General features: G+C 67.1%; 21 protein-coding genes. 9 read left to right on the top strand and 12 right to left on the bottom strand.

The features are described from left to right. Positions 1 to 7: 7 nt before the first annotated feature. From gspK to gspG, 5 genes are all read right to left on the bottom strand, one after another. Positions 8 to 985 (bottom strand): type II secretion system minor pseudopilin GspK, encoded by a 978-nt coding sequence (gene gspK, locus ACF8ME_RS03490; protein WP_016450870.1) that lies wholly within the window; start codon positions 983 to 985, stop codon positions 8 to 10. Further along, complete coding sequence (locus ACF8ME_RS03485; RefSeq protein ID WP_043790035.1) at positions 982 to 1,689, bottom strand: prepilin-type N-terminal cleavage/methylation domain-containing protein; 708 nt, start codon at positions 1,687 to 1,689, stop codon at positions 982 to 984. Before ACF8ME_RS03485 ends, gspK begins: the two co-directional genes overlap by 4 nt. Next, positions 1,690 to 2,088: a type II secretion system minor pseudopilin GspI gene (gene gspI, locus ACF8ME_RS03480; RefSeq protein WP_016448731.1), complete on the bottom strand. Its 399-nt coding sequence runs from the start codon at positions 2,086 to 2,088 to the stop codon at positions 1,690 to 1,692. Further along, entirely contained in the window at positions 2,085 to 2,540 is a 456-nt protein-coding gene (locus ACF8ME_RS03475; RefSeq protein WP_016450872.1) for a GspH/FimT family pseudopilin, read from the bottom strand. The genes gspI and ACF8ME_RS03475 overlap by 4 nt, the downstream gene beginning before the upstream one ends. A gap of 82 nt (positions 2,541 to 2,622) precedes the next feature. Continuing rightward, entirely contained in the window at positions 2,623 to 3,099 is a 477-nt protein-coding gene (gene gspG, locus ACF8ME_RS03470) for a type II secretion system major pseudopilin GspG (RefSeq protein WP_016448729.1), read from the bottom strand. Between the two features lie 22 nt (positions 3,100 to 3,121). Here gspG and ACF8ME_RS03465 point away from each other — a divergent pair, with 22 nt between their 5' ends. Continuing rightward, the gene (locus tag ACF8ME_RS03465; RefSeq protein ID WP_016448728.1) at positions 3,122 to 3,595 is read left to right on the top strand and encodes a type II secretion system protein N; all 474 of its coding nucleotides are present in this window, start codon (positions 3,122 to 3,124) and stop codon (positions 3,593 to 3,595) included. 6 nt (positions 3,596 to 3,601) lie between these two features. Here ACF8ME_RS03465 and ACF8ME_RS03460 read toward each other — a convergent pair whose 3' ends face one another. From ACF8ME_RS03460 to ilvA, 3 genes are read right to left on the bottom strand one after another with little or no spacing between them, the layout of a single operon-like run. After that, positions 3,602 to 4,195, bottom strand: coding sequence for a histidine phosphatase family protein (locus tag ACF8ME_RS03460; RefSeq protein WP_392415256.1), 594 nt, complete (start codon positions 4,193 to 4,195; stop codon positions 3,602 to 3,604). Next, complete coding sequence (locus ACF8ME_RS03455) at positions 4,192 to 5,004, bottom strand: adenosylcobinamide-GDP ribazoletransferase (protein WP_392415255.1); 813 nt, start codon at positions 5,002 to 5,004, stop codon at positions 4,192 to 4,194. The genes ACF8ME_RS03460 and ACF8ME_RS03455 overlap by 4 nt, the downstream gene beginning before the upstream one ends. Before the next feature lie 22 nt (positions 5,005 to 5,026). Continuing rightward, entirely contained in the window at positions 5,027 to 6,580 is a 1,554-nt protein-coding gene (gene ilvA, locus ACF8ME_RS03450) for a threonine ammonia-lyase, biosynthetic (protein WP_392415253.1), read from the bottom strand. Between the two features lie 366 nt (positions 6,581 to 6,946). On the opposite strand from ilvA, the gene ACF8ME_RS03445 reads away from it, so the two are divergent. Beyond that, the gene (locus ACF8ME_RS03445; RefSeq protein ID WP_016448724.1) at positions 6,947 to 7,399 is read left to right on the top strand and encodes an OsmC family protein; all 453 of its coding nucleotides are present in this window, start codon (positions 6,947 to 6,949) and stop codon (positions 7,397 to 7,399) included. A gap of 117 nt (positions 7,400 to 7,516) precedes the next feature. Here the strand turns inward: ACF8ME_RS03445 and coq7 are convergent, their stop codons facing one another. Continuing rightward, a complete protein-coding gene (gene coq7, locus ACF8ME_RS03440; RefSeq protein WP_392415251.1) occupies positions 7,517 to 8,134 on the bottom strand; it encodes a 2-polyprenyl-3-methyl-6-methoxy-1,4-benzoquinone monooxygenase in 618 nt (205 codons plus the stop codon). A 331-nt stretch (positions 8,135 to 8,465) separates the two neighbouring features. Here coq7 and ACF8ME_RS03435 point away from each other — a divergent pair, with 331 nt between their 5' ends. The 3 genes from ACF8ME_RS03435 to ACF8ME_RS03425 all read left to right on the top strand — a co-directional run bounded on the left by ACF8ME_RS03435 (position 8,466) and on the right by ACF8ME_RS03425 (position 12,282). Further along, positions 8,466 to 9,590, top strand: coding sequence for a porin (locus tag ACF8ME_RS03435; protein ID WP_392415249.1), 1,125 nt, complete (start codon positions 8,466 to 8,468; stop codon positions 9,588 to 9,590). 182 nt (positions 9,591 to 9,772) lie between these two features. Next, positions 9,773 to 10,921: a porin gene (locus ACF8ME_RS03430; protein ID WP_392415247.1), complete on the top strand. Its 1,149-nt coding sequence runs from the start codon at positions 9,773 to 9,775 to the stop codon at positions 10,919 to 10,921. Positions 10,922 to 11,055: 134 nt separating this feature from the next. Next, entirely contained in the window at positions 11,056 to 12,282 is a 1,227-nt protein-coding gene (locus ACF8ME_RS03425) for a M20 aminoacylase family protein (RefSeq protein WP_392415246.1), read from the top strand. Between the two features lie 15 nt (positions 12,283 to 12,297). Here ACF8ME_RS03425 and ACF8ME_RS03420 read toward each other — a convergent pair whose 3' ends face one another. Beyond that, a complete protein-coding gene (locus tag ACF8ME_RS03420) occupies positions 12,298 to 12,900 on the bottom strand; it encodes a TetR/AcrR family transcriptional regulator (protein ID WP_016448719.1) in 603 nt (200 codons plus the stop codon). A 205-nt stretch (positions 12,901 to 13,105) separates the two neighbouring features. Between ACF8ME_RS03420 and fabF the strand changes: the two genes are divergently transcribed. Continuing rightward, positions 13,106 to 14,392, top strand: coding sequence for a beta-ketoacyl-ACP synthase II (gene fabF, locus ACF8ME_RS03415; RefSeq protein WP_392415245.1), 1,287 nt, complete (start codon positions 13,106 to 13,108; stop codon positions 14,390 to 14,392). Positions 14,393 to 14,420: 28 nt separating this feature from the next. Here fabF and ACF8ME_RS03410 read toward each other — a convergent pair whose 3' ends face one another. Continuing rightward, positions 14,421 to 15,266 carry a MurR/RpiR family transcriptional regulator gene (locus ACF8ME_RS03410; protein WP_016448717.1) on the bottom strand — a complete coding sequence of 282 codons (846 nt, stop codon included), beginning with the start codon at positions 15,264 to 15,266 and terminating at the stop codon, positions 14,421 to 14,423. Between the two features lie 208 nt (positions 15,267 to 15,474). Between ACF8ME_RS03410 and tal the strand changes: the two genes are divergently transcribed. The 3 genes from tal to ACF8ME_RS03395 all read left to right on the top strand — a co-directional run bounded on the left by tal (position 15,475) and on the right by ACF8ME_RS03395 (position 19,183). Further along, positions 15,475 to 16,428, top strand: a complete 954-nt coding sequence (gene tal / locus ACF8ME_RS03405) for a transaldolase (RefSeq protein WP_392415243.1) — start codon at positions 15,475 to 15,477, stop codon at positions 16,426 to 16,428. 4 nt (positions 16,429 to 16,432) lie between these two features. After that, positions 16,433 to 18,052 carry a glucose-6-phosphate isomerase gene (pgi, locus tag ACF8ME_RS03400; protein ID WP_392415241.1) on the top strand — a complete coding sequence of 540 codons (1,620 nt, stop codon included), beginning with the start codon at positions 16,433 to 16,435 and terminating at the stop codon, positions 18,050 to 18,052. A 231-nt stretch (positions 18,053 to 18,283) separates the two neighbouring features. Then, complete coding sequence (locus ACF8ME_RS03395) at positions 18,284 to 19,183, top strand: transporter substrate-binding domain-containing protein (RefSeq protein WP_016448714.1); 900 nt, start codon at positions 18,284 to 18,286, stop codon at positions 19,181 to 19,183. Positions 19,184 to 19,201: 18 nt separating this feature from the next. Here ACF8ME_RS03395 and ACF8ME_RS03390 read toward each other — a convergent pair whose 3' ends face one another. After that, entirely contained in the window at positions 19,202 to 20,713 is a 1,512-nt protein-coding gene (locus ACF8ME_RS03390; protein WP_392415239.1) for a PLP-dependent aminotransferase family protein, read from the bottom strand. Positions 20,714 to 20,766 lie beyond the last annotated feature (53 nt).

Raw genomic sequence — 20,766 nt, 5'->3', positions numbered from 1 at the left:
GCATCTGTCACGGCGCGGGAGCTTCGGGCAATCCCCAGTCCCCCCTCTCGCGCCAGATGGTAGTGACTGTCATGTTGTTGCGCCGCAACATGGAGCGTTCGCTGGCCACGATCTCGCCCAGGCGCATGCGGCCACGCGCCTCGAAGAAGCTGGTGGCGACCGACAGGTTCTGTCCCTCGAATTTCTGAGGCAGGCCCAGCGCGTTAGAGGCATCGGCCAGGCTGCGCAGCGGGCGCGATGCGCGCAGCTGCACCAGCTGGCTGGCTTGGGACCAGGTCAGGTCCTCCACGCTGGCCCAGATGACTTCGGCGCTGGCGGTGTTGAGGTTGACGGGCGTGTTCTCGGGCAGCAGGGTGATGTAGGGCTCCAGGCGCGAGACGACCTCGGGCGGCAATCCCAGCCAGCCGAACTGGCTCAGCGTGCGCGGCATCAGGAACTGCGCGCCCTCGCCGGCGGTGGCCGCTGCGCGCAGGGCCTGGACGATCTGGGCGGCATAGGCGGGCGGCAGGTTCAGGCGTTCCAGCAGGCGTGCCAGCGGGCGCAGGGTTTCGGGCTTGTCGGGCGCGCCCAGCAGGTTGCGCAGGTTCAGGCGCGACTGCAGGTCGATGATCTGGCCCGAGAGAAAGGCGTCCTGCATGTCGGCCATGCCGTCATCGACCTGGCTGACGTTGTTCTGCGCCGCAAGAAACGTGGACAGGCGCGCCTCCTGCAGCGGCACGGCCCAGGGTTCGGCCAGGTGGTCCACCTGCAGGCTGGTGCGCGCATCCTCGGCCAGCACCACGCGCGACCAGTCCAGCGCACCCAGCAAAATCCAGGCGGCCTGCATGCGGTTGCGCTCGGCGGTCTCGACCTCCACGCTGCGCCACTGCTGCCACAGCGCGGTGGCGGCAAAGGTGGCGACCAGCGTGACCGTGAGCATGGCGGCCAGCAGGGCCACGCCGCGATGGCGGCGGCGGACGGGCAGGGTGCGGGGTGCGCGCATCATGATCGGCTGTTGGATCGCAGGGGGTTGACCCAGTCCATGGTGACGCGGCCGGGGACGGCGCTGTCGGGCGGCAGGGTCAGTTCGACGCGTATGCCGTCAGGAATCGCGGGCAGCTGTGCGCTGCTGTTGGTGCCGCCGGATGGTGGATTGGGCGTGCCCGTGCCGTTGTCCGAGCCGCTGGACTGCGGGTTGCTCCAGGCGTTGTCACGGTAGTAGTACAGGCGCCACTGGTCCAGGGGCAGCAGCACGGTTTCGCGGCGGCGCTGGTCGTCCGAAGGATTGCGTCCCCATTGCGCCCCCTGGTTCCAGGCCTCGCGCCACTGGGCGCGCGTGCGCAGCGGTGGCGACTGCCAGCGCAGCCACTGGTCGCGTCCGGCTGTCTGGCGGCGGGCCCAGGCCACGACCACGGCGCCATCGTCCACGGCGGCACTGCTCTTGCGGGTCATGCGCAGCACCTGGCCATCCCAGTCGATGACCTGGGCGTGCTCCAGCGGCATCAGTGCTTCGAGGTCGGCATTCCACTGGGCGATCACGGTCTGCAGCACGATCTGCTGCTCGTTGCGCGCGCGAATGGTCTCCTGCGAGCGCACCATGCTGTCCAGTCCGCGCCAGCTCACCAGGGCCAGCAGGGCCATGACGGCGATGGCCACCATCAGCTCCACCAGGGTGAAGCCTTGCGCGCGGGAGAAAGGGCGCAAACGCATCTAGAAGCGGCCCACGATGGTCGATACCCGCAGCACCGGATGCTCGGCCGTGACGACCAGGGCATCCACGCGGCGGAAGCTGGGGTTGGGCGTGGGGCGCACGCTGAGCTGGACCTGCAGCTGCCGGCTGCCCTGCTCGCAAGTGAAGCTGTTGTCGCCCACGGGCGGCATCTGGCGCGACAGGCGCAGGCGCACCAGTTCGTTTTGCGCGCACAGCTGGGCCAGCAGCACCTCGGACTGGCGCTCGGCATTGCGAGTCAGGGCCGATGTGGCCTGCAGGCCTGCCATCAGGGCAATGCCCACGATGCCCAGGGCCACCAGGACCTCGATCAGCGTGAAGCCGTGCGGCAGGCGCCTTGGCGCGCCGTGCCTGCGGCGTGGTCCGTGGATGCCTGTCATGGCAGGGATTGCACGGCAAAGGGCCGCAGTCCATCCGTGGCCACGCGCAGCGGCGGGCTGTTGGAGTCGCGCAGCGTCAGCGTGACGGACTGGGGAGGAATCAGTGGCTCGGGGCCGAGGATCAGCGGCGTCGCCGGCTGTGCCTGCACCCCGGGCTGCAGCCATTGCGAAGGCAATTGCGCGCTGGCCGGCAGTCCCTCGAAGCGAAAGCCCTGCGGCATGGGCCGCCAGCGCACGGGAACGCCGTTGGCTCGTGCCTGTGCGCGGGCCGATTCCAGCAGTGCGGCCAGGCGCTCGGCCTCGCGTTCCAGCTGGGCCTGCCCGCTGTCGCGCAGAGACAGGCTTGCGCCGGCAGCGGCAATCGCCATGATGCTGATGACCACCAGCAGTTCCAGCAGGGTGAAGCCGCGCGAAGGAGTGGTCAGGGTGGGCGCAACCGTCTGGTGGGGCATGAGAGCAGGCAGGCCCGCCGGGAGTGCGGGCCTGTGGTGCGGTGCAGCGCGGCGCTTGCGGGCCATCGCCCGGGCCATCGACTTACTGCCAGCTGCCGATGTCGGCATCCTTGCCCTCTCCGCCGGCCTGGCCGTCGGCACCGAAGGACATGATGTCGATGGGGCCCTTGATGCCCGGATTCAGGTACTGGTACGGGCGGCCCCAGGGATCGTTGGGCAGCTTTTCCAGATAGGGCTTCCAGTTGTTGGGCAGCGGTCCGCTCGTGGGACGGATGATCAGCGCCTGCAGGCCCTGCTCGGCCGTGGGATAGCGCTGGTTGTCGAGGCGGTAGAGCTTGAGCGCCTGGGAGATGTTGGTGATGTCGGTGCGTGCAGCCGTGACGCGGGCATCGTCGGCGCGGTCCAGCACGTTGGGCACGATCAGGGCCGCCAGCACGCCGATGATGACCAGGACCACCATCAGCTCGATCAGCGTGAAGCCGCGCTGGACGGCGGTGCGCAGGGCAGGCAGCGGACGGCGGGGAAGGCTGGTCATGGAACGGTGCAGCAAATTGGACATATCGCTCCATCATAATCGCGCGATGGTGACACTTTCATTGAACCGGGGCCAGGCCCGGACCTGGCACGTCAAGGCGGCCACATTCGTGCTCTGGCTGCTGGCGGCCGGCATCGTGGCTTTCTGGGCCATGCGCCTGGGCAATGGCGGCGCGGGGGCGCCCGTGCCACCGGCTCCCCCCGAGGCACTGCAGGTCGATGCGCCCGCGCTGGCGCAGGCCCTGGGGGGCGTGGCCGCTGCTCAGGGTGTTGCTGTGCCGGTCGCGGCGCCTGTGGTCTCGCGCTATGCGCTGGTGGGTGTGCTGGCCGGTCGCGACAGCGGCGGCGGCGCGGCGGTCATCGCCGTGGGCAACCAGCCGGCCAAGCCGTTTCGCGTGGGGCGTGCCGTGGAAGAGGGCGTGGTGCTGCAGTCGGTCTCGGGCCGCGAGGCGCGCCTGGGGCCCAGCGTCGATGGCCCCGCCTCCATCACGCTGCAGCTGTCCCTGCCCGACAAGCGCTGAGTCCGGTCAGTGCGGCGGCTGCAGTTCCAATACCAGCCAGCCGCCAAAGTCAGGCGCCGGCAGCGACCACTGGGCCGCCTGAGGCAGGGCGTTGCCTTCACGCATCAGCCATTGCACGCAGCGCGCCACGCCGGCATGGGTGATCCAGACGATGTCGCTCCCGGCGCCGTCGTCCTTCGAGTACATCCTTGCCTGCTGCAAGGCCTCGTCCACCCTGCGCAGCATGGCGGCCAGGGACTCTCCCCGGCCCGGCGCGTGCCCGGCAAGGTCTGCCGCCCAGGCATCGATGGCGCTGCGGTCCAGCGCATCCCATGGCTGGCCTTCCCACTCGCCGAAGTCCATCTCCAGCAGGCGGCTGTCCGCCGCCGATGCCAGGCCGGGCCGCAGTGCCTGCAGGGCCCGTGCCAATTGATGGCATCGGCGCAGTGGCGAATGCGCCAGCAGACAATCCGCAGGCAGGGCGAGGTGCAGGGCCTGCGCTGCATCGGCCGTGGCCTGGGCGTCGGCCTCCATGTCGAGCCGGCCATAGCAGGTGCCGGGCTCCACCAGGGGGCGGGCATGGCGTACCAGCCAAAGGCGCGGCGTGGGGAGAGCGTTCATTGCATGCGCATCAGCACAGCGGCGGCGCCCAGCAGCATGGCCAGTTCACAGACCTGCTGGGCGGCGCCCAGGCAATCGCCCGTCATGCCGCCCAGGCGACGGCGCAGCCAGCGCACCATGGCGGCCGTGACCAGGGCGCCGGGCAGGACCAGGCCGATGACGAGCGGCAGGTCCGCCAGCCACGCCGGCAGCGCCAGGGCGGGGAGACTCCAGAGCATTGCCGTGACCAGGCCTTTGGCGCTCAACGGCCTGCCAGCCGCATGCAAGGCCTTGGAGTGGGCGGCCTGGCCCAGATAGGGCAGGCATTGCATGAGGGCCAGCGGCGCCATGCGCGACAGCACATGGATGCTGCACAGCAGCAAGGCCGCCCATTGCACGCGAATGTCGACCAGCAGCGCGACCAGGGAGATCCTGGTCATCAGCGCCATCACCAGCGCCATGGCGCCGTAGGCTCCCAGGCGCGAATCCTTCATGATTTCCAGCGCGCGCTGGGGCGGGACAAAGCCGCCCAGGCCGTCGGCCACATCGGCCAATCCATCCTCGTGCAAGCCCCCTGTCATCCATAGCGTGGCCACGGTGGACAGCACGGCAGCCACCAGAGGCATCCAGGGGCTGGGTGCCAGCAGCCAGCCTGCGGCCAGCAGCCACGCCGCGCCCCAGGCGCCAACCAGCCAGCCCACGCCCGGCAGATGGGCCACGCTGGCGTGCTGCATTGCCGGACTCCAGCCGGCCCAGGCCGCAAGCCGCCCGGTGACCGGAATGCGGCTGAAGAACTGCAGGGCCAGCAGGAAATGGCGTATGGGCTGCATGTCTGGACAGCCGAGGCGGGGCCTACTTCAGGAAGAGCTGGTAGGCAGGGTTACCGGTTTCCTCGACCCAGGGGTAGCCCAGATTGCTCAGGAAGGCGTCGAATTTACGGCCATCCTTGGCGGGCACCTGCATGCCGACCAGGATGCGGCCGTAGTCCGCGCCCTGGTTGCGGTAATGGAACAGCGAGATGTTCCAGGTCGGCGCCATCAGGCTGAGGAACTTGAACAGTGCGCCGGGGCGCTCGGGGAAGACGAAGCGCAGCAGGCGCTCTTCCTGCGCCAGCGGCGAATGGCCGCCGACCATGTGGCGCAGATGCTCCTTGGCCATGTCGTCGAAGGTCAGGTCCAGCGCCTCGAAGCCCTGCTTCTCGAAGTTCCTGGCGATCTTCTCGGACTCGCCGCGCGCTGCCGTGGTCAGGCCCACGAAGACATGGGCCTTGTTCTCGTGGCTGATGCGGTAGTTGAACTCGGTCACGTTGCGCGGGCCGCCAGGCAGCTTGCCCACGACTTCGCAAAAGCGCTTGAAGCTGCCGCGTTCCTCGGGGATGGTCACGGCAAAAAGCGCCTCGCGCTCCTCGCCCACCTCGGCACGCTCGGCCACGAAGCGCAGCCGGTCAAAGTTCATGTTGGCGCCGCACAGGATGGCGGCATAGGTCTCGCCCCTGGTCTTGTTCTTCGCGACGTACTGCTTGATCGCCGCCACGGCCAGGGCGCCGGACGGCTCGACGATGGAGCGCGTGTCCACGAAGATGTCCTTGATCGCGGCGCAGACGGCATCGGTATCGACCACCACGTAGTCGTCCACCAGGCCCTGGGCGATGCGGAAGGTCTCCTCGCCCACCAGCTTGACGGCCGTGCCGTCGGCGAACAGGCCCACATCGGCCAGCTCCACGCGGCGGCCAGCGCGCACGGACTGCAGCATGGCGTCCGAATCCTTGGTGTGCACGCCGATCACCTTCACGTCGGGGCGCACGGCCTTGATGTAGTTGGCCACGCCCGAGATCAGGCCGCCGCCGCCGATGGCGACAAATACGGCATCCAGGCGCGGGCTGCCCAGCTTTTGCAGCTGGCTCAGCATTTCCATGGCAATCGTGCCCTGGCCGGCGATCACATAGGGATCGTCGAAGGGGTGCACAAAGGTCAGGCCCTTTTCCTTTTGCAGCCTGACGGCGTGCTTGTAGGCGTCGGAATAGCTTTCCCCGGCCAGTTCCACCTCGCCGCCCAGCGCCTGTACCGCATCGATCTTGACCTGCGGCGTGGTGGTGGGCATCACGATCACGGCGCGGCAACCGAGCTTGCGTGCGCCCAGCGCCACGCCTTGCGCATGGTTGCCGGCCGAGGCGCAGATCACGCCCTTTTCCAGCTGCTCGGCGGACAGGTGTGCCATCTTGTTGTAGGCGCCTCGCAGCTTGAAACTGAACACCGGCTGCTGGTCCTCGCGCTTGAGCAGCACCTTGTTGTGCAGGCGGCGGCTCAGCGCCTTGGCGGGCTCCAGGTCCGACTCCACGGCCACGTCGTACACGCGCGCGGTAAGGATCTTGGTCAGGTAGTCGGCAGGGGTCAGGGGGTGGTTCATCGTCGGCGAAAGGCTGGAGAGCAGCAGGCCGGGAGGCGGCCCGTCGGTGTCAGGCGGCCATCATAGGCGCTTGTGACTCATGCTGCAGTGCAGCGTCCAGGCTGGGCCAGGGACGACAAAGGCAAAAAAAAGCCCCAGGCTGTAAAGCCGGGGGCTGAATCCACCAATAGAGGAGGTGGAGGAGACAACTGGTGCGATGCAGGGTGAAGTTGGTTCACAATCTGCAGTCCATCTGGAGGGGTGTCCGGGTTAACCCTTCAGATAACGCTTGGGTGCATTGTATGCACGGCAGGTGCTGCGTTGCAACAAAATCAGGGTTTTTGTGTAGTTGATGCAAAATAGCAACAGTTTTTTGAGGACGCAACAATGGAATGCACAGTGAGTTGGACAGGCGGCACGACCGGCATGCGCTCGGGCATGGGCTTCGTGGCGGAAACGGGCAGCGGCCATGTGGTCAATATGGACGGGGCGCCGGATGCGGCCAATCCTGCCAATGGAGGCCAGAACCAGGCACCCCGCCCCATGGAAATGCTGCTGGCAGGCGCAGGCGGCTGCACGGCCTACGACGTGGTGCTGATCCTCAAGCGCGGCAGGCACGCGGTCAAAGGCTGCAGCGTCAAGCTCACTTCGGAGCGCGCGGACACCGATCCCAAGGTGTTCACCAAGATCCACATGCAGTTCACCGTCAGCGGCACCGGCCTGCCAGCGGGTGCGGTGGAGCGGGCCATTGCCATGAGCCACGACAAATACTGCTCGGCCACCATCATGCTGGGCAAGACGGCCGAGATCACCACGGGGTTCGACATCGTCGAGGCCTGAGGTATCTGGTGCTTGGGTCCGTGCCTCGACAGGGACTCGGCAAGAATGAAGAAAGCGGGCCGGGCCCGCTTCTTTTTTGGCTGGATGCAGCTCCCGTCGTTTCAGAAGCTTCGGATCTCAGATGCGGTGAGCGGTAGTCGTCATGACCTTGGCGGCCAGGCGCATCAAGGCGCGGGCGGGCGGCGGCAGCTCCAGCGCGCCGGCTTCACGCGCAGCGGCGGCATGGCGCTCCTCATCGTCCTTCATGCGGGCCACCACGGCCAGCGAAGGGCGGTCCTCCTCAGGCAGACGGCCCAGATGGGATTCCAGGTGGGCGGAAACCTGCTCCTCGGTCTCCGCCACGAAGCCCAGGCTGGCGGCGTCACTGATCTTGGCGGCCACCACGCCGATGGCGAATGCCCCGGCGAACCACAGCGGGTTCAGCAGGCTGGGTCGGTCGCCCAGGGCGTTGAGCCGGTCGCGGGTCCATGCCAGATGGTCGGTTTCCTCGCGGGCCGCCTCCAGCAGATGCTCGCGCAGCACCATGTCGCGCGTCACCATGGCCTGGGCGTTGTACAGCGCCTGGGCGCAGACCTCTCCGACATGATTGACGCGCATCAAGGCGCCCGACAGGCGGCGCTGTGCCTCGGTCAGCTCACCCTCCGCGATGCCGGTGGCGGGAGAGCGCTCGGCCGCGGAAGGCTGTGCAAACAGGGTGCGAAGCGCCGCATCGGCGGCAGTCAGTATCTTGTCCATGGGCGGTCCCTAGAGCGGAAAATCTTGGCAAATTCAGGGTCTGAACGGTACACCAGGACGACATGCCCTCTCTTTGTGCGAGCGCAACAAGGCCGGCGCGATGTTCGGGTTGGGCCTGATTGTGTTGGTCTGCAGGTTTGTTGCGGCAGTGCAACGAAAAACGGGGGTTCAAGCCCGTTTGTGGGTGAATTTCTTTGCATGGGCAGCGGCGGTCTGGTGCAATAGGCCCTAACTTCCCCACCAGGAGGTTGGCGCGGGAAACCGGTGGAGCCTCAGGCCAAGCCTCTCTTCCTCACGACCGGCGCCCTTCTAAACCTTGGAGTAACTCGTAATGAAAAAATCTCTGATTGCCCTGGCAGTGCTGGCTGCTTCCGGCGCCGCAATGGCTCAATCCTCCGTGACCCTGTTCGGTATCGTCGACACTGGCGTTGCTTACGTGAACAAGAACCAAGCGGGCGACAGCGTGTACGGCCTGGGCACCAGCGGCTCTTCCACGAGCCGTCTGGGCCTGCGTGGCACGGAAGACCTGGGTGGCGGCCTGAAGGCCGGCTTCTGGCTGGAAGGCGAAATCTTCGGTGACACCGGTGGCAGCGGCTTCGACTTCAAGCGTCGTTCGACCGTGAGCCTGTCTGGCAACTTCGGTGAAGTGCGCCTGGGCCGCGATCAAGTGCCGACCTTCCAAAAGCTGACCCGCTACGACCTGTTCAGCGCCACCGGTATCGGCCAGTTCATGGGCTTCCGTAACTGGGGCAACGTTGCTGGTAGCCAAAGCCCGACCGTTGGCGATGACAACGGCATCCGCGCTAACAACCTGATCGCCTACTACACCCCGAACTTCGGTGGTTTCAATGCAGGTATCGGCTACGCATTTGATGAAAAGAACACCGTTGCTGTCGTGAACGGCAACAACGTCGCTGGTTCTGCCAGCAACGTGGGTCGCTACATTGGTGGCTACGTCGCTTATGACAATGGTCCTCTGAGCGTGAGCCTGGGCCTGGCTCAGCAAAAGACGTTCCTGGGCGGCGGTACGATCAACGCCATCGCAATCCCCCGCGTTGCTGCTGACCGTGACGAGCTGACTCTGGGCGCTTCGTACAACTTTGGCGTCGCCAAGCTGTCTGGCCTGATTCAGCAGACCAAGTACAAGGCTCTGGGCGATAGCGGCAAGTTCAACTCCTACATGCTGGGTGCTTCCGCTCCCGTGGGCGGCGTGGGCGAAGTCAAGCTGCAATACGCTCTGTACGACCAGAAGGCCATCGACTCCAAGGCTCACCAGATCACCCTGGGCTATGTCCACAACCTGTCCAAGCGCACTGCTCTGTACGGCAACCTGGCATTCCTGAAGAACAAGGATTCTTCGACTCTGGGTCTGCAAGCCAAGGGCGTGTACAACGGCGCAGTTGCCGCTGGCGAAAGCCAGACTGGCGTGCAAGTCGGTATCCGCCACGCTTTCTAATGAACGGCTGGCGTAAGCCAGTTGCCATTTGAAGCAAAAAAGAGCCAGTCTTCGGACTGGCTCTTTTGTTTTGTGCTAGGGAAAGACCTGTGTTGTGCTTGTGCCAACGGTGACGAGGCGGGAAAAGCGTTTCTAGAATGAAATTTCCACCAACCAATCGTTAACAAGAGAGAGACAACACAATGAATTCTTCATTCGTGAAAAAGAGCGTGGCACTGGCGGTGTTGGCAGCAACGGCACCCTTGGCAGCATTCGCCCAGCAAAGCAGCGTGCAGCTGTACGGCATCGTCGATGCCGGCGTGCGCCACACCACCAATGAAGGCCCGACCAAGAGCGGCAAGACCCAGATGATCGGCGGCGGCATGTCGCAAAGCCGCTGGGGCATCAACATCACCGAGGACCTGGGCGGCGGTCTGGCAGCCATTGCCAACCTGGAAGCCCGTTTCCTCACCGACACCGGCGAGCAGGCTGCGGCAAGCTACTTCCAGCAATCCTGGGTGGGCCTGCGCAGCAAGAGCTTCGGCCAGATCACCCTGGGTCGCCAGTACAACATGCTGTTCGATCTGGTGACGTCCACCTATGCCTCCTTCCCGTATTCGCCGTACATGGAGGCCTACAAGCCTGAAATCGGCATGTCCATGGGCGCGCGCGCCAGCAACATGGTCAAGTACCTGGCCGAGTTCGGCCCCGTGCGCGGCGCATTGCAGTATTCGTTCGACGAGAACAACACCTTCGACAAGGTCGGCACTGGCGTGGTGCCCGGTGGCGCCATCAAGACGGCCGGCGGCTATCTGCGCTACTCGCAAAGCGGCATTTCCGCAGGCGCCGGCTACCTGGGCACGACGCTGCCGGCCGGCACCAAGGTCGATGCCTATACCCTGGGCGGCTCCTACCGCGTGGGTCCCTGGTACGTCAACCTGGGCTACGGCCTGAACAAGCGCAAGGACGCATTCCCGGCGGCAACCGCAGGCGGTGGATTCGACCAGGCCATCCTCAACTCCTTCTGGACGGGTTCGTCCAACGGCGGCTTCGTGGCCGGCGACGCCAACAAGCGCCAGATGTATAAGATGGGCTTCGGCTACCAGATCACGCCCCAGATCAATGTGGGCGCGCATTACTACCATGCCAAGCAGTCGGGCTCGGGCACGGGCAATTTCAATGGCAAGGCGGACTTCCTGGTGGCGGTGGTCGACTACGCCTTCTCCAAGCGTACCGATGCCTATGTGGCCCTGGACCACACCAAGACCAGCGGTGGCTCGGGCGTGATGCTCGACGCCAATGGCGCCACCAAGCGCACGGGTTTCACCGTCGGCCTGCGCCATCGCTTCTGAACACGCGGCGTCTGCGCAACGGATGGCCTCCTTCGGGAGGCCTTTTTGTTTCCTGTCGATGGGCTGACGGTGGGCGGGCGCGATTTCCTGCGTTAAGGTAATGCGCAGGCCAATGAAGCGAAAGAACCAAGGCGATGGAAGCCACTCGATACAGGGCAGGCGGTCGGGTCTTTGCCCAGATCGCTCAGTACCACCCCGAGCTGACGGCGCTGCGCCGCGAGCTGCATGCGCATCCTGAGTTGGGGTTCGAGGAGCGCTTCACGGCGGCGCGCGTCAAGGAGGCCTTGCGGCAATGCGGCGTGGACGAGATCCACGAAGGCCTGGGCACCACGGGCCTGGTGGCCGTGATCCGTGGCCAGGGGCATAGCTCGGGAGCGATGGTGGGCCTGCGTGCCGACATGGATGCACTGCCCATGGTCGAGCACAACGAATTTCCCTGGAAATCGGGCAAGCAGGGGCTGATGCACGGCTGCGGGCATGACGGCCATACGGCCATGCTGGTGGGCGCCGCCCGCTACCTGGCTGCGACACGGCGTTTCGACGGCTCGGCCGTGCTGGTCTTTCAGCCTGCCGAGGAAGGACGGGGCGGCGCGCGGGCCATGATCAATGACGGGCTTTTCGACCGCTTTCCCATGCAGTCCGTGTACGCCATGCACAACTGGCCCGCCATGCGCGCCGGCACCGTCGGTATCAACATGGGCGCGATGATGGCGGCGGCCGACCGCATCACCATCGAGATCACGGGGCGCGGCGGCCACGGCGCCCATCCCTATCAGACGGTGGACGTGGTGCTGGCGGCCGCGCACATCACCACGGCGGTGCAGAGCATCGTCTCGCGCAATGTGCGCGCCATCGACAGCGCCGTCATCAGCCTGTGCGCCGTGCAGGCCGGGGACCTGGGCGCCTTCAGCGTGATGCCGGGCACGGCAACGCTGGTGGGAACCGTGCGGACCTTCGATCCCGCCGTGCAAGACCGTGTCGAGCAGCGCCTGCAGGAGTTGTGCAGCGCGGTGGCGCTGGGGCTGGGTGCCACGGCCAAGGTCAACTACGAGCGCATCTATCCCGCCACCATCAACTCCCCCACGGAGGCCGCCTTTGCGGCCGACGTGGCCCAGGCGCTGGTGGGCGTGGAGAACCTGGACCGGCAGCTGGAGCCCAGCATGGGTGCGGAGGATTTTTCCTTCATGCTGCAGCACAAACCCGGCGCCTACCTGCGCCTGGGGCAATCCACGGGCGCCCAGCCCGGGGTGCCGCTGCACAGCAGCCGGTATGACTTCAACGACGAGGTGCTGCCGCTGGGCGCTGCCCTGCACGCCAGCCTGATCGAGCAGGCCATGCCGCTGCCTTCGCAGGACGTATAGCGCAGGCGGAGCCGGTCAGCGGGGCTGTCCCTCGATCGCAAGAAGGTGGGCCTTTACCGTTTCCAGGATCTCGTCGGACAAGGCTGGATTGGCGGCGACCGTGGCACGTGCCAGGACCAGGGCGCCCACCATGCTGCTGAGCATGGCCATGGCCTGGGCGCGCTGTGCGGCATCGGGTGCCTGATCGTCGCCAAGTGTGCCGATCACGCGCGCAAACCTGCCGATGTTGCGCTCCACCCCTTCGGCGAACACCGCTGAAAGATCACCACCTGCCCGAGCCACGTCCACGGCCAGCGCCGCAGCGGGGCAGCCCTCGCCGGGGCTGTCGCGGTGCTGCGGCGACAGATAGGACTGCACGCGCGCGGCAAGGCTGCCGGCCTGTTCACCCTGCAGGCCGTCCAGCGGCGCGATGGACCAGTCGAAGGCGCGTGCGCAGGCCTCGCGCACCAGCGCGTCCTTGGATTCGAAGTGGCGATAGAGCCCGCCGTGCGTGAGCCCCGCGCCGCGCGTCACCTCGGCCACGCCGACGCCGTCCAGCCCGTGCTCGCGGTACAGCCGCGCAGCGGCTTCGAGGATGTCCTGCCGGTTCTGCGCGGCCTGGGCTTTCGTGACTTTCATGTGCACTGTCCAATGATTATGGTTGTCATCAAAATGCGTTTATGATGACGACCATCATCATAAGTCCGTCCCTGCAGGCAATGCTCACCATCTGCGGCAGGGGCTGTGCACTCTACAGGGAAGAACCGATGAACGCCTCTTCAATCCCGAGCAGCCTGTGCCCCGTGCGCGCTGCAGTCTCTGCATGGTCCATCAGGGAGCGTTCATGAGCACGGGTCCTCTCGCACGCCGCGTGGTCATCACGGGCATGGGCATGGTCTCGCCGCTGGGGCGGGGCACTGAATTGGCCTGGCGCCGGCTGCTGTCCGGCGCATCGGGCCTGAGCCGGCTGCCCGAGGATCTGGCGCCCGATGTGCCGGGTCAGGTGGCAGGCCAGGTGCCCGACCTGGCCTGCGACCCGGAAGGCGGCTGGGACATCGATGCCGTGGTCTCGCTCAAGGACCAGCGCAAGATGGACCGCTTCATCCCGCTGGCGCTGGACGCTTCGGACCAGGCCCTGGCCCAGGCCGGCTGGCCGCCGGCCAGCGAGCAGGAGCGCACGCGCACGGCCTGCATCATTGGCTCGGGCATCGGCGGCTTTGGCGCCATTGCCCAGGCCGTGCGCACCACGGACAGCCGGGGGGTGTCGCGCCTGTCGCCCTTCACCGTACCGTCTTTCCTGGTCAATCTCGCGGCCGGGCATGTGTCGATACGCCATGGGCTCAAGGGCCCGCTGGGTGCGCCGGTCACTGCCTGCGCAGCCAGCGTGCAGGCCCTGGGCGACGGCCTGCGCATGATCCGTTCGGGCGAGGCCGATGTGGCGCTGTGCGGCGGCGCCGAGGCGGCCATCGACCGCGTGAGCCTGGGTGCGTTCGCGGCGGCCAAGGCCCTTTCCACGGGATACAACGACCGGCCCGAAGAGGCCTCACGCCCCTTCGACGCGGGCCGCGACGGCTTTGTCATGGGCGAGGGCGCGGGCGCCCTGGTGCTGGAGGGACTGGACCACGCCCTGGCGCGTGGCGCTGTGCCGCTGGCCGAAGTGGTGGGCTACGGCACCAGTGCCGATGCCTATCACATCACCTCGGGCCCGGAAGATGGCGACGGCGCGTGCCGCAGCATGGCACAGGCGCTGGCCATGGCCGGGCTGTCGCCGGATCAGTTGCAGTACCTCAATGCCCACGCCACCTCCACGCCCGTGGGCGACCGGGGCGAGCTGGCAGCCATGCGCTCCCTGTTTGGCGAGGGCAGCGGCGTGGCAATCAGCTCCACCAAGTCGGCCACGGGCCATTTGCTGGGCGCGGCGGGCGCGGTGGCGGCCATCTTCACGGTGCTGGCGCTGCGCGACCAGATGGCGCCGGCCACGCGCAATCTCGTGGAGCCCGATCCCCTGGCCCAGGGGCTGGACCTGATCGCCGGCGCGGCAAGGCCCTGGGCCATGGAGCATGCCCTGGTCAACGGCTTCGGCTTTGGTGGCGTCAACGCCTCGCTGGTGCTCCGGCGCTGGCAGGGCTGAACGAGGCGGGTGGGCCTGGGGGCCGGTGCTACGTGTAGCGCTTGGCCCGCAGGTTGTTCTTCATCTGCTCCAGCGCAGGCTGCAGGGCCGGGCCGATGCGCAGCGCCACGCAGGTGGCCAGCACGTCGATGACCAGCAGGTGCAGCAGGCGCGACACCATGGGGCTGTAGCGGTCGTAGCCCTCGGGATGGTCGGCGGCCAGATGGATGTGGCAGGCCGAGGCCAGGGGCGAGCCGCTGGCGGTGATGGCAATCGTGGTGGCGCCGTTCTTGCGCGCGATGTCGGCGGCGTCCATCAGATCGCGCGTGCGGCCCGAGTTGGAGATGATCACCGCGCAGTCGCCGGGTCCCAGCAGGGTGGCGCTCATCACCTGCATGTGGCCGTCGCTGGTGGCCAGGCTGGTCACGCCCAGGCGAAAGAACTTGTGCTGCGCGTCCTGCGCCACGATGCCCGAGTTGCCTGCGCCGTAGAACTCGATGCGTCGCCCCGTCTGCCAGGTCGAGGCGATGGCCTGCGCCGCCTGCTCTATGGCCGTGGTGCTGGCGGCATTGCGGTATTGCAGGAAGGCGGCCACGGCGTTGTCCACTACCTTGACCATCACGTCGCTGGTCTTGTCGTCGGTGTCCACGCTGCGGTGGATGAAGGGCACGCCCTCGCTGACGCTGCCGGCCAGCTTGAGCTTGAAGTCGGCCAGGCCGTCGTAGCCCATGCTGCGGCAAAAGCGCACCACCGTCGGCTTGCTGACGTGGGCACGCTCGGCCAGTTCGCGCACCGGCTGCCGTGCGAAGGCCCGTGGATCGGCCAGCACCAGGCGGGCCACGCGTTGTTCGGCGGGAGCAAGCGAGGGCAGCGAGGCGGTGATGCGGTCCAGCATTAGGCGGTGGGCGTTGTTCTATGGGTAAAGGGAAGCGGTTGCCGCAAGGCAGGTCCAGCGCGCATTTTGCATGAGCGGCAGCCTTCGCTTACTTTCCTGACGCCGATGCAAACCATGCGGGCGCATACACTCGAAGGATTTGCCGGTACAACCGCACCGCCCTGGTGCGATGCCGCCCCTCGCCAGGCTCCCGCCCAAAGGATGTTCCATGAACCAGCTTGATGCGCTTCGACAGTACACGACCGTGGTGGCCGATACCGGCGACTTCCACCAACTGGCCCAGTTCCAGCCGCGGGATGCGACCACCAATCCCTCGCTCATCCTCAAGGCGGTGCAAAAGCCCGAGTACGCGCCGCTGATGCGCGCCACCGTGGCCCAGTACAAGGGCCGCAGCCTCGACGAGGTCATGGACCGCATGCTGGTGCGCTTCGGCTGCGAGATCCTGAACACTATTCCGGGCCGTGTCTCCACTGAAGTCGATGCGCGCCTGTCGTTCAATACCTCGGCCACCGTGGCGCGTGCCGAGCGCCTGATCGAGCTGTACCAGGCCGAAGGCGTGCACATCGACCGCGTGCTCATCAAGATCGCCTCCACCTGGGAAGGCATCGAGGCCGCACGCCAGCTGGAGCTGCGCGGCATCCACACCAACCTCACCCTGCTGTTCTCGTTCTCCCAGGCCGTGGCCTGCGGACAGGCCAAGGCGCAGCTGATCTCGCCCTTCGTGGGCCGCATCTACGACTGGTACAAGAAGCAGGCCGGCGCCCAGTGGGACGAGGCCGCCATGGCCGGCGCCAACGATCCCGGCGTGCGCTCCGTGCGCGCCATCTACGAGCACTACAAGCACTTCGGCATCGCCACCGAGGTCATGGGCGCGAGCTTTCGCAACACGGGCCAGATCGTGGCGCTGGCGGGCTGCGACCTGCTGACCATCGCCCCCGAACTGCTGGCCCAGCTGGGCGCCAGCGATGCGCCCCTGGCGCGCGCCCTGGACCCCGAGGCCGCGCGGACCCTGGCCCTCGATCCCGTGCACTACGACGAGGCCGGTTTCCGCCTGGCCCTCAACGAGGACGCCATGGCCACCGAGAAGCTGGCCGAAGGCATACGCGCCTTCGCTGCCGACACCCGCAAGCTCGAAGCATTGATGCAGCAGGCCGCAGACTGATTGGATGAAGATCTTGCCCGTTTTGTGCAACACCTTGCCGGCCTGGTCGGTACTTGAACGCCATTTCAACGAAGACATCCGGTCCCTGGATCTGCGCCAGGCCTTTGCCGCGGACGCGGGCCGGCTGGACGCGCTGAGCCAGCAGGCCCCGCATGTCTTCGCCGACCTGTCCAAGAACCTCTGGACCGAAGCCACCGAGACGCTGCTGCGCGAGCTGGCGCAGCAGGCCGGCGTGCTGGCCCAGCGCAACGCCATGCTGGCCGGCGAGCCCGTCAACTGCACCGAGGGCCGCGCCGTCATGCACTGGCTGCTGCGCATGCCGCGTGACGGCGGCCAGCTGCGCCACTGCGCCACCGTGCAGCAGTGGCAGCCGGCCATGCACGAGGCGCTGGCACAGGTGCACGAGACGCTGGATGCCATGCTGGCCCTGGCCGAGCAGGTGCGTGGCGACGAGGGCATCACCGACATCGTGAACATCGGCATCGGCGGCTCGCACCTGGGCCCCGAAGTGGTGGTCAATGCGCTGGAGGACTGGGTCGATGCGGGCAAGAATTTCCATTTCGTCTCCAACGTCGATGGCCATGAGCTGGGCCATGTGCTGCGCCGCGTGCGCCCGCACAGCACGCTGTTCCTGATCGCCTCCAAATCCTTCACCACGGCCGAGACCATGCTCAACGCGCACTCGGCGCGCCGGTGGTTTCTGGAGCAGGGCGGCAGCGAGGACCCGCTGGCCGCGTGCTCCATCGACCGGCACTTCGTGGCGCTCACCACCAATGTGCAGGCCGCAGCCGACTTCGGCATCCGCCGCACGCTGGGATTCTGGGACTGGGTGGGCGGTCGTTTTTCGCTGTGGTCGGCCATCGGCCTGCCGGTGGCCATCGCCATCGGGGCGGCGCAGTTCCGTGCGCTGCTGGACGGCGCCCATGCCATGGACGCGCATTTCTTTTCCTCCGGCGTGGAGGGCAACCTGCCGCTGCGCCTGGGCCTGCTGGATGTCTGGTACCGCGATTTCTGCGGCTTCTCCAGCCGCTGCATTGCCCCCTACAGCCATGGCCTGCGGCGGCTGACCGCCTACCTGCAGCAGCTGGAGATGGAGAGCAACGGCAAGGGCGTGACGCGCGACGGGCAGGCACTGCCCGTGCGCACGGCGCCCGTGATATGGGGCGAGCCCGGCACCAATGGCCAGCATGCCTTCTTCCAGATGCTGCACCAGGGCCAGGACGTGATTCCCGTGGAATTCATCGCGCTGCGCGACGGCGGCAAATACCTGGGCGCCCATCACCAGAGCCTGGTCGTCAACGCCATTGCCCAGGCCCAGGCCCTGATGGAGGGGCGCCACGGCGAGGGTGCGGAGCGCCATTGCGCGGGCAACCGGCCCAGCAGCTTCCTGCTGCTGCAGCAGCTCGATCCGGCATCGCTGGGTGCCCTGATCGCACTGTACGAGCACCGTGTCTTCTCGGCCGGTGCGGTCTGGGGCATCAACAGCTTCGACCAATGGGGCGTGGAGCTGGGCAAGCACCTGGCGCGCCAGCTGCATGCGCGCCAGGACAGCGGCGACTGGCAGGGCGTCGATGCCTCGACGCAGGGCCTCATGCACCGGCTTGCGGCAGGGTCGGCCGGCTGACCGGGCGCTGCGGGCCTGTGGCCCCCGCGGCGCACCAGCAGGGTGCCGGGTCATGTGGGTGGAGCATGACCTTCTTCCATTTCATCGTTATGCACAGGCGCCTGATTGCTCGATAGTTGATGCAATCGCCTTGACGGCGGCCCTGCTTGCATGCAGCCAGTGACGGCGGCTCGGCAGGGTGGAGGCGCAGCGCGCCTTCGGACCTGCAACAACTATCCAAGGAGACCCTCGATGCGATTCGTACTGGCCCATGTGGCGATGGCATGTGTGGTGGCGGCAACTGGCGCTGCCCATGCACAGGAGGCGGCCGGCACGCTGGACAAGATCCAGAGCACAGGCAAGGTGGTGATGGGCGTGCGCGAAAGCTCGGCGCCCATGGCCTATGCCTTCGGGACCACGCAGAAGTACGTGGGCTACCACGTGGAGCTGTGCGAGAAGGTGCTGGCCCAGATCGTGCCCAAGGCCAAGATCGAGTACATGGCCCTGACCTCGCAGAACACCATGCCCCTGGTGCAGAACGGCACCGTGGACATCGGCTGCGGCCCGACCACGAACAACCTCGCTCGCCAAAAGCAGGTGGCCTTTGCCGTGACTACCTACGTGAGCCAGGTGCGCATGGCCGTGCGTGCCGACTCGGGCATCACCTCCTTCAAGCAGCTCGACGGCAAGCCCGTGGCGGCCTCGGCCGGCACGACCGCAGTGCAGCTGCTGCGCAAGTACGGGCGCGACAATGGCGTGAACCTGCCCACCTCGCTGGGCAAGGACCATTTCGAAAGCTTTCTGATGCTCGAATCGGGCCGTGCCGATGCCTTCGTGCTGGACGACAACCTGCTGGCCGGCGTCATCGCCAACTCCAAGAACCCTGCAGGCTTCAAGATCGTGGGCGAGGTGCTGGGCTCCGAGCCCATCGCCATCCTGTTCCGCCGCGATGATCCCGCCTTCAAGAAGGCCGTGGACGACGTGCTGGTGGGCATGATGGCCTCGGGCGAAGTGGCGAAGATCTACGACAAGTGGTTCGTGCAGCCCATTCCGCCCAAGAATGCCCCGCTGAACCTGCCCATGAGCGACATGCTCAAGCAGCTGCTGCAAAAGCCCAACGACAAGCCGCTGGAGTCCTACGCGCAGCAGTGACCACGGGCCCGGACCCGGTCATCGCGACCGGGCCAGTTCGGCCACCGCCTGTGCCAGTGCCGCAATGCCTGCATCGATCTGATCGGTGGCAATGGAGGACAGGCGCAGCCGGAAAAAGGGGCAGGGCTGGCGCGGCGTCGCAAAGAACGCGCTGCCCGCCTCGATCAGCACGCCGTGGCGGCGCGCCACGGCGGCCAGCGCATCGGCGTCCAGCCAGGCCGGCGCCTGCACCCACAGCGACGCGCCTCCCTGGGGCTGGCGGAAGATGAAATCCGGCAGGTGCGCGCGCAGCGAGCGGTCCACCTGCGCCACGCGTTCCAGCATGGCCTGGTTCACGCGGCGCGCATGGGCCTCATGGTGGCCCAGCGACAGGAACAGCGCATAGGCGTGCTGCAGAAAGGCGCTGGGGTGGCGCACCATGGCATGGCGCAGCACGCGCAACTCGTCGATCAGCGCGCGCGGCGCGACGATATAGCCCAGCCGCAGCGCGGGCGACAGGCTCTTGGACAGCGACCCCACATAGATCACACGCCCGCCCTTGTCCAGGCTCTTGAGCGCGGGCATGGGCGTGCCATGGTAGAGGTTCTCGGCCTCGTAGTCGTCCTCGATGATCACGAAATCGCCCTGCTCGGCGCGGCGCAGCAGTTGCTCGCGCCGCTGCAGGCTCAGCGTCACGGTGGTGGGGCTCTGGTGCGAGGGCGTGACGAACAGATAGTCCAGCGGCGGCAGGCCCTCGACCACCACGCCTTCCTCGTCCACGGCCACGGGCACCCAGTGCGGGCGGCGCAGCGAAAAGGTGTTGCGCGCATGCGGGTGGCCGGGCTCCTCGAAGCCCAGGCGCTGCGAGGGGTCCAGCAGCGCGTCGGCCAGCAGGTAGAAGGCCTGCTGCGCGCCCACGGTGACCAGGATCTCTTCCTTGAGCGCGAACACCCCGCGCCGGGGCAGCAGGCGCAGGCGGATCTGCTCGATCAGGTCGGGCACGTCGTCGGTCTCGAAGTCCGGCGTCCAGTGCGGCAGCTGGGCGCGCGCCAGGCTGCGCGTGCAGCATTCCCGGAAGCCTTCGGTGGGAAACAGCGCGGGATCGTGCATGCCGTATACGAAGGGGTAGGGGTACTCGCGCCACTGCAGCGGCTTGGACAGCGTGTGCCTGTCCGTCAGCGAGCGCAGCACGCGTGCAGACCAGTCTGGTGCGGGCTCCCCGGGACTTGCCGCAGGCAGGGCCAGGGCGCCGTCCACACCAGCCAGGCGCGAATCCCGGGCCACGAACACGCCGCTGCGCGGGCGGGCCTCGAGAAAGCCTTCATCCACGAGCTGCTCGTAGACCGTGGTCACGGTATTGCGCGACACCTCCAGCAGGCGCGACAGCTCGCGCGAGGGCGGCATGGCCGCGCCGGGCGGCAGGCGGCCTTCGAGGATGGGCTGGACCAGGGCCAGGCGCAGGCGGTCCTTCAGGGGAAGGCCGGGCTGCTCGGGCAGCGCGAACAGGCGGGCCCACTGGTGGCGTGGGTCTGTGGCGGAAGGGGTGCTCATGGCGCAACGGAGGCAATCGGGGGGCGTGCTTGGCGCGGCCGTGCAGAGGGCGC

It is taken from the genome of Delftia sp. WSY_7, assembly GCF_043104845.1.
Classification (GTDB): domain Bacteria; phylum Pseudomonadota; class Gammaproteobacteria; order Burkholderiales; family Burkholderiaceae_C; genus Comamonas; species Comamonas tsuruhatensis.
This window is presented reverse-complemented; position numbering and strand designations above follow the sequence as displayed.